This window comes from Amycolatopsis sp. NPDC051128, from assembly GCF_040682715.1.
Lineage (GTDB): Bacteria > Actinomycetota > Actinomycetes > Mycobacteriales > Pseudonocardiaceae > Amycolatopsis.
In genome coordinates this window covers 73006-79801 of the sequence record NZ_JBFBBN010000046.1, presented here as the reverse complement: position 1 = coordinate 79801, position 6796 = coordinate 73006, and the positions used below count along the sequence as shown (strand labels likewise).

Sequence of the window (6796 nt, the reverse complement as noted above, 5' to 3'; positions counted from 1 at the left end):
GGTCGTTCCACACCTGCACGCCGACGTTCCCGGTGAACGGGAGGGTGCCCTGGTCGAGCAGCGAGAAGCCCTCGGTCGAGTCGAGGACCTCGTGCTGGGACATAGAGTCCCTCAATGGGCCATTCACGGCCTACCGTTGACCGCTTTCGCGGCAGAGGAATCCTTAACTACCCGGCCTTGGTCATTCGCGACACCAAGCCGAGTGGTGAGGCTGCCCGGATGCGGCGGGATGCGGTCACTCCGCCTCGAGGTCGCCCTCCAGCGACAGGTACACCTCGCGCATCTTCGCCAGCAGCTCGGGATCCGGCTCCTCCCACAGCCCGCGGTCCGCCGCCTCGTTGAGCCGCTCCACGATTCCCCGCAACGCCCATGGGTTGGCCTGGCGGAGGAACTCCTGGTTCACCTCGTCCAGCACGTACGACTCGGTGAGCTTCTCGTACATCCAGTCGCCGACGACGCCGGCCGTGGCGTCGAAGCCGAACAGGTAGTCCACCGTGGCCGCCAGCTCGAACGCGCCCTTGTAGCCGTGGCGGCGCATCGCCGCCAGCCAGCGCGGGTTGACCACGCGGGCGCGGAACACCCGGGCCGTTTCCTCGCCCAGCGTCCGGGTCCGGACCGCGTCCGGGGTCGTGCTGTCGCCCACATAGGACGCCGGGGCCGTGCCCGTCAGCGCGCGGACCGTAGCGATCATCCCGCCGTGGTACTGGAAGTAGTCGTCCGAATCGGCGATGTCGTGCTCGCGCGTGTCCGTGTTCTTCGCCGCCACCACGATGCGCTTGTACGAGGTTTCCATGTCCTCGCGCGCCGGGCGCCCGTCCAGGTCACGGCCGTACGCGAAGCCGCCCCACACCGCGTACACCTCCGCGAGGTCCTTGTCGTCGCGCCAGTTGCCGGAGTCCATCAGCGGCAGCAAGCCCGCGCCGTACGCGCCCGGCTTCGAGCCGAAGATCCGCGTGGTCGCCCGGCGGGAGTCCCCGTGGGCGGCCAGGTCGGCCGAAACGTGGGCCCGGACGAAGTTCTCCGAATGGGGTTCGTCCAACGAGGCCACCAGCCGGACCGCGTCGTCCATGAGCGCGATCACGTGGGGGAACGCGTCGCGGAAGAAGCCGCTGATCCGGATCGTGACGTCGATCCGGGGCCGGCCCAGCTCGGCCGGCGGGATCGCCTCGATGCCGGTGACGCGCCGGGAAGCTTCGTCCCACACCGGCTGCACCCCCAGCAGCGCCAGGACTTCCGCCGCGTCGTCGCCGGACGTCCGCATCGCCGACGTGCCCCACACCGAGAGCCCGACCGACCGCGGCCAGTCGCCGGTGTCGTCGCGGTACCGGCGCAGCAGCGAGTCCGCCAGCGCCTGCCCGGTTTCCCAGGCGAGCCGGCTCGGGATCGCCTTCGGGTCGACGGTGTAGAAGTTCCGCCCGGTCGGCAGCACGTTGATCAGGCCGCGCAGCGGCGATCCGCTCGGCCCGGCCGGGATGTAGCCGCCGTCGAGGGCGTGCAGCACCGCGTCGAGTTCGGCGGTGGTCCCGGCGAGGCGCGGGACGATCTCGGTGGCCGCGAACTCCAGGACGCGCGCGACCTGCTCGTCCGGCGCGACCGAGCGCACCGCGGTCGCGTCCCATGAGCGCATTTCCATCGCGGCGACGAGCTCCCGCGCCGTCTTCTCGACGGCGTCCACTTCGGACATCGGCGCGTTTTCCTTGAGCCCCAGCGCGGAACGCAGCCCGGGGAGCGCGCCCTGCTTGCCACCCCACATCTGCGACGCGCGCAGCATCGCCAGCACGAGGTTCACCCGGGCTTCCCCGGCGGGGGCCGAGCCGAGGACGTGCAGGCCGTCGCGGATCTGCGCGTCCTTGATCTCGCAGAGCCAGCCGTCGATGTGCAGCAGGAAGTCGTCGAACTCCGCGTCGTGCGGGCGTTCTTCGACGCCGAGGTCGTGGTCCAGCTTCGCGGCCTGGATCAGCGTCCAGATCTGCTGGCGGATCGCCGGCAGCTTCGCCGGGTCCATCGCCGCGATGTTCGCGTGCTCGTCGAGCAGCTGCTCCAGCCGTGCCATGTCGCCGTACGTCTCAGCGCGCGCCATCGGCGGGATGAGGTGGTCGACGATCGTCGCGTGCGCCCGCCGCTTCGCCTGCGCGCCCTCGCCCGGGTCGTTGATCAGGAACGGGTAGACCAGCGGCAGGTTCCCGAGCACGGCGTCCGGCGCGCACGACGCCGAAAGCCCGGCCGTCTTGCCCGGCAGCCATTCCAGCGACCCGTGCTTGCCCAGGTGGACGACGGCGTGCGCGCCGAACTCCTCTTCCAGCCACCGGTAGGCGGCCAGGTAGTGGTGGCTCGGCGGCAGGTCCGGGTTGTGGTAGATCGCGACGGGGTTTTCGCCGAACCCGCGCGGCGGCTGGATCATGAGGATGACGTTGCCGCTTCGCAGCGACGCCAGCACGATGTCGCCGTTGTCGACGTACAGCTCACCGGGCGCCGGACCCCAGTGCTGCTCCATGGCCTCGCGCAGTTCGGCGGGCAACTCCGAAAACCACTCGCGGTACCGGGAAGCGGGCACCCGGATCGGGTTCCCGGCGAGCTGCTCCTCGGTCAGCCACTCCGGATCCTGGCCGCCTGCCGCGATCAGCGCGTGGATCAGGGCGTCGCCGTCGGGCTGGTCGGTGCCGGTCGGCTCGACGCCCGGGAACGCGTCCGGCCCCAGGTCGTAGCCCTGGGCACGCATCCGCCGCAGCAGCTCGATCGTCGACGCGGGCGTGTCCAGCCCGACCGCGTTGCCCACGCGAGAGTGTTTCGTCGGGTACGCGGACAGCATCAGCGCGATCCGGCGTTCCGACGGCGGAGTGTGGCGCAGGCGAGCGTGCGCGAGGGCGATCTTCGCGACGCGGGACGCGCGCTCGGCGTCCGCGACGTACCGGGGGAGGCCGTCGGCGTCGAGTTCCTTGAACGAGAACGGCACCGTGATCAGCCGCCCGTCGAACTCCGGCACGGCCATCTGGTTCCCGGCGTCGAGCGGCGACAGGCCGTCGTCGTTCGCCGCCCACGTCTCGCGGTCGCTGGTCAGGCACAGGGCCTGCAGGATCGGCACGTCGAGCGCGGCCATCTCGGCGACGTCCCACGCCTCGTCGTCGCCCCCGGCGCCCACCTCGGACGGCCGCGTGCCGCCCGCCGCGAGCACGGTGACCAGCAGCGCGTCGACCTTGCCCAGCTCGGCCATCATCTCCGGCTCGCGCGTGCGCAGCGAAGCACAGTAGATCGGCAACGCGCGCCCGCCCGCCGCTTCGATCCGGTCGGCGAGCGTGTGCACGAAGTCCGTGTTCCCGGACAGGTGGTGCGCCCGGTAGTACAGGATCCCGATGACGGGGCCATCAGCGGGCGAAGGCCGCTCGAGGATGCCCCACGCGGGTTGTTCCGCGGGCGGCTCGAAGCCGTCGCCGGTGAGCAGGAGCGTGTCGGAGAGGAACCGGTGCAGCTGGGTCAGGTTCGCCGGGCCGCCCTGCGCGAGGTAGGCGTGCGCTTCGGCGGCGATGCCCGCCGGGACGGTGGAGAGCTTCATCAGCTCGGCGTCCGGCGTCTGCTCCCCGCCCAGGACGACGACGTGCGCGCCCGACGCCCGCAGCACGTCCAGGCCGTCGGCCCAGGTCCGCGGGGTGCCGAGGATCCGCGCGACGACGATCTTGACGCCGTCGAGCAGGCCGGGCAGCTCGGCGACGTCGAGCCGGGCGGGGTTGCCGAGCCGGTATTCGCCGTCGGCGGAGCGGGCGCCGATCAGGTCGGTGTCCGAAGTGGACAGAAGCAGGATCACGAGGTTCCTCCTCGGGGTCCGCGCCCCGGGTAGACGGGCGCGCCGGCCGGAGTTCCTGGCTCCCGGAGATCGTTCTCTCCGGTGACAGTGGCGGGACCGCCCCGGACTCTCACCGGGTTCCTCCACCTGCCGACGCGTGGGTATCGCCCTCACTCTCCGGTGCCGGTCGGGGTGCGTCAAGGTGACGTTGGCCGGGGCTCGGTAGCCTGGCGGCTTGGATTCCCTGCTCCGGAGCTTCACCGCCGCTCAGTCCGCGCGGCAGCCCTACCGGCACCCCACCGCGGCCGAGCTCGAAACCGCCGCGACCGGGTTCGCGGCCCTCCTCGACGGCGACCGTCACCACCTCCGTGACCTGGGATTCTCCGTCCACGGCGACACGCTCGTCGTCCAGGAACCCGGCACTGAGCGGGCCTGGGGGCTCTACGCGATCGACCGGTCCGCGCCGCCGTCACTGGTCGTCGAGGTGCCGCACCCCTCGTCCGACCTGCGGACCGACCTGATCGGCTTGGCGCTCTTCCGGCGGGTGCCCGGCGCGGTGCTGGCCGTCGCCGGCGCGCACCGCCGCCGGGAGGACCCCGCGCACGACACGCGGACCGTCTTCCACGTCGTCACCACGCTGCTGGCCCGGCGCGATCTGCCGCAGGTCCAGCTGCACGGCTTCAAGGACCGGACCCTGCCCGCGGCCGACGTCGTGCTTTCGGCCGGTGCCGCGGAGGCCGGTGCCGCGGCCCGGCGGTCGGCGGACCGCTTCGCCGAGGCCAGCTTCCGCGTCCGCCGGGCGTGGGACGAGCCCTGCCGCGGCCTGGCCGGGACGACGAACGTTCAGAGCCAGGCCGCCGGCGGTACGCCGTTCCTGCACGTCGAACTGAGCCGGACCGTCCGGGAGACCCGCCGCGCCGACGTCGTCGCCGCGCTGGCCGACGCCGGCCTCACCAAACCCTAGGCGGAGCGTTCCCCGAGGCGGGGGAAGGGTTTCGTGGAGAACAGCACCTCCACCGACACCTCGAAGAACTCCGCGATCCGCAGCGCGAGGTACAGGCTCGGGCTGTACTCGCCGCGCTCCAGGTAGCCGATCGTCTGGTAGTGCACCCCGAGCGCCTCCGCCAGCTGACGCCGCGAGATCGACCGCTCCGCGCGCAGCATCGCGATCCGGTTGTAGACGACCTCACTCATGACTACCCCACACGCTGCATGGCCTTCTCCCGCCGCTGTGCCACCGATGAACCCGCCTCGCGCCGCGCCATGCGACGGAGCAGGACCGGAGCCAGCGCCAATCCGATCACGGACCACGCGACGAGCACGCCGAGGGTCGGCAACGGCCGCCACGACTGGCCGATCTCGGCGACGACCGCGCTGTCCGGCAGCAGCGCCGAGCGCATCCCGAGGCCGAGCCAGTACATCGGGAACACCTGCGCGACGCCCTGCACCCACTCCGGCAGCGCGGTGATCGGGTAGAAGATCCCCGAGATCGCGCCGAGGCCCATCACCGGCAGCGCGATCAGGCCCGTCGACCGCGCGCTCGTGGTCAGCGAACCCAGCGCGGCACCGATCGGCATGGTCGCGAAGAGCCCGAGCGCCAGCACCCACAGCAGGTTCAGGTACGACCAGGCGCCGTCCGGGGCGAGCGTCGAGCCGTACAGGAACAGGCACGGGATCAGCGTCACCACGACCCCGCTGACCTGCGTGAGCGACAGGCCCACGGTCTTGCCGGTGAGGTAGCCGAGCATCCCGTGCGGGGTCGCCTTGGCGCGCAGCAGCGTGCCGTCCTCGCGGTCGACGGCCAGGTAACCGGCCGCGCCGGTCAGGCCGTTGAACACGATGCCCGCGCCGAGCAGGCCGGGCACGGTCGCCGCGCCGAGCGAAAGGGACGTGCCGGGCAGTGTCGCGTTCCGCATGAAGAACACCGTGCCCACGAGGAGCACCAGGAAGACGACCTGCCCGATGAGGTCCTCGGAGTTGGTCCAGGTCTGCTTGAACTCGATCCAGCCGCGGGCCAGGCCGGAGCGCAGGGCCGCCGTCTTCGCGTTCATCGCGCACCCGCTTCCTGGAGGCCGAGCTCCGTCTCGCCGTCGGACTCGGCGCGGTGGACCAGCGTCATGTACGTGTCCTCCAGGGACGCCCGCCGGACCTCGAGGTCCGCGACGGCCTCACCGTGCTGCTTGAACAGGTCGTACACGTACTTCGTCGCTTCGGTCGTCAGGTGCACGAAGCGCTGGCCGCCGATCGACCAGCGGACCTCGGCCTCGCCGGAGATCTGCCGGCTCAGCGCGTCAGCCGAGCCGTCGGCGATGATCCGGCCGCCGTTGAGGATCAGGATCCGGTCGGCCAGCTTCTCGGCCTCGTCGAGGTCGTGCGTGGTGAGCAGGATCGTCGTGTCGAGCTCGTCGGACAGGCGGTGCACCAGGTCGTGGAACTCCCGCCGGGCCTCCGGGTCGAAGCCCGCCGTCGGCTCGTCGAGGAACAGCAGCTCGGGACGGCCGACGATGCCGATCGCGACGTCGAGCCGCCGCCGCTGGCCACCGGAAAGCTGCTTGAGCTTCTTGTGCGCGTGCTCGGTGAGCCCGACCGCCGCGATCAGCTCGTCGGCGTCCCACGGCCGCGGGTGCGAGGCCGTCGAGTACGGCGCGTAGTACCGGCCGAGGTGCGCGAGCAGCTCGCGGACGTGCCACTTCCCGTGGTCGCGCCAGGACTGGAGCACGACCCCCAGGCGTGCCCGCCAGTCCTCGCCGCCCTGCGCCGGGTCGACGCCCAGCACGCTCACCTCGCCGGCCGACCGCATCCGGAACCCCTCGAGGATCTCGATCGTGGTCGTCTTCCCCGCGCCGTTCGGCCCGAGCAGGCCCACGACCTCTCCGCGGTAGGCCTCGAACTCGACGCCGTGGAGCACGTCGTTCGCGCCGTAGCGCATCCGCAGCCCGCGCACGCGGACAACCGGATCTGCTGGATCCCTCATCGCGTCACCCCCATCTGACTAGTGCGATCGAATGTAGCACACCT

General features: G+C 71.6%; 5 protein-coding genes and 1 riboswitch. Of the genes, 1 reads left to right on the top strand and 4 read right to left on the bottom strand.

Translation table 11 applies throughout. The annotated features are described in order from the left end of the window. Positions 1-235: 235 nt before the first annotated feature. Complete coding sequence (cobN, locus tag AB0M82_RS35025; RefSeq protein ID WP_364731370.1) at positions 236-3799, bottom strand: cobaltochelatase subunit CobN; 3564 nt, start codon at positions 3797-3799, stop codon at positions 236-238. Between the two features lie 49 nt (positions 3800-3848). Further along, positions 3849-3922, bottom strand: a riboswitch (cobalamin riboswitch). Positions 3923-4013: 91 nt separating this feature from the next. On the opposite strand from cobN, the gene AB0M82_RS35020 reads away from it, so the two are divergent. Further along, positions 4014-4742 (top strand): hypothetical protein, encoded by a 729-nt coding sequence (locus AB0M82_RS35020; RefSeq protein ID WP_364731367.1) that lies wholly within the window; start codon positions 4014-4016, stop codon positions 4740-4742. On the opposite strand, the gene AB0M82_RS35015 is transcribed toward AB0M82_RS35020, so the two are convergent. Genes AB0M82_RS35015 through AB0M82_RS35005 form a run of 3 tightly spaced genes read right to left on the bottom strand, consistent with a single transcriptional unit; the run spans position 4739 to position 6752 of the window. Next, positions 4739-4972: a helix-turn-helix transcriptional regulator gene (locus AB0M82_RS35015; RefSeq protein ID WP_043784651.1), complete on the bottom strand. Its 234-nt coding sequence runs from the start codon at positions 4970-4972 to the stop codon at positions 4739-4741. The genes AB0M82_RS35020 and AB0M82_RS35015 overlap by 4 nt on opposite strands. Positions 4973-4974: 2 nt before the next feature. Beyond that, positions 4975-5829, bottom strand: a complete 855-nt coding sequence (locus AB0M82_RS35010; RefSeq protein WP_364731365.1) for an ABC transporter permease — start codon at positions 5827-5829, stop codon at positions 4975-4977. Further along, a complete protein-coding gene (locus tag AB0M82_RS35005; RefSeq protein WP_364731362.1) occupies positions 5826-6752 on the bottom strand; it encodes an ABC transporter ATP-binding protein in 927 nt (308 codons plus the stop codon). Before AB0M82_RS35005 ends, AB0M82_RS35010 begins: the two co-directional genes overlap by 4 nt. Positions 6753-6796 lie beyond the last annotated feature (44 nt).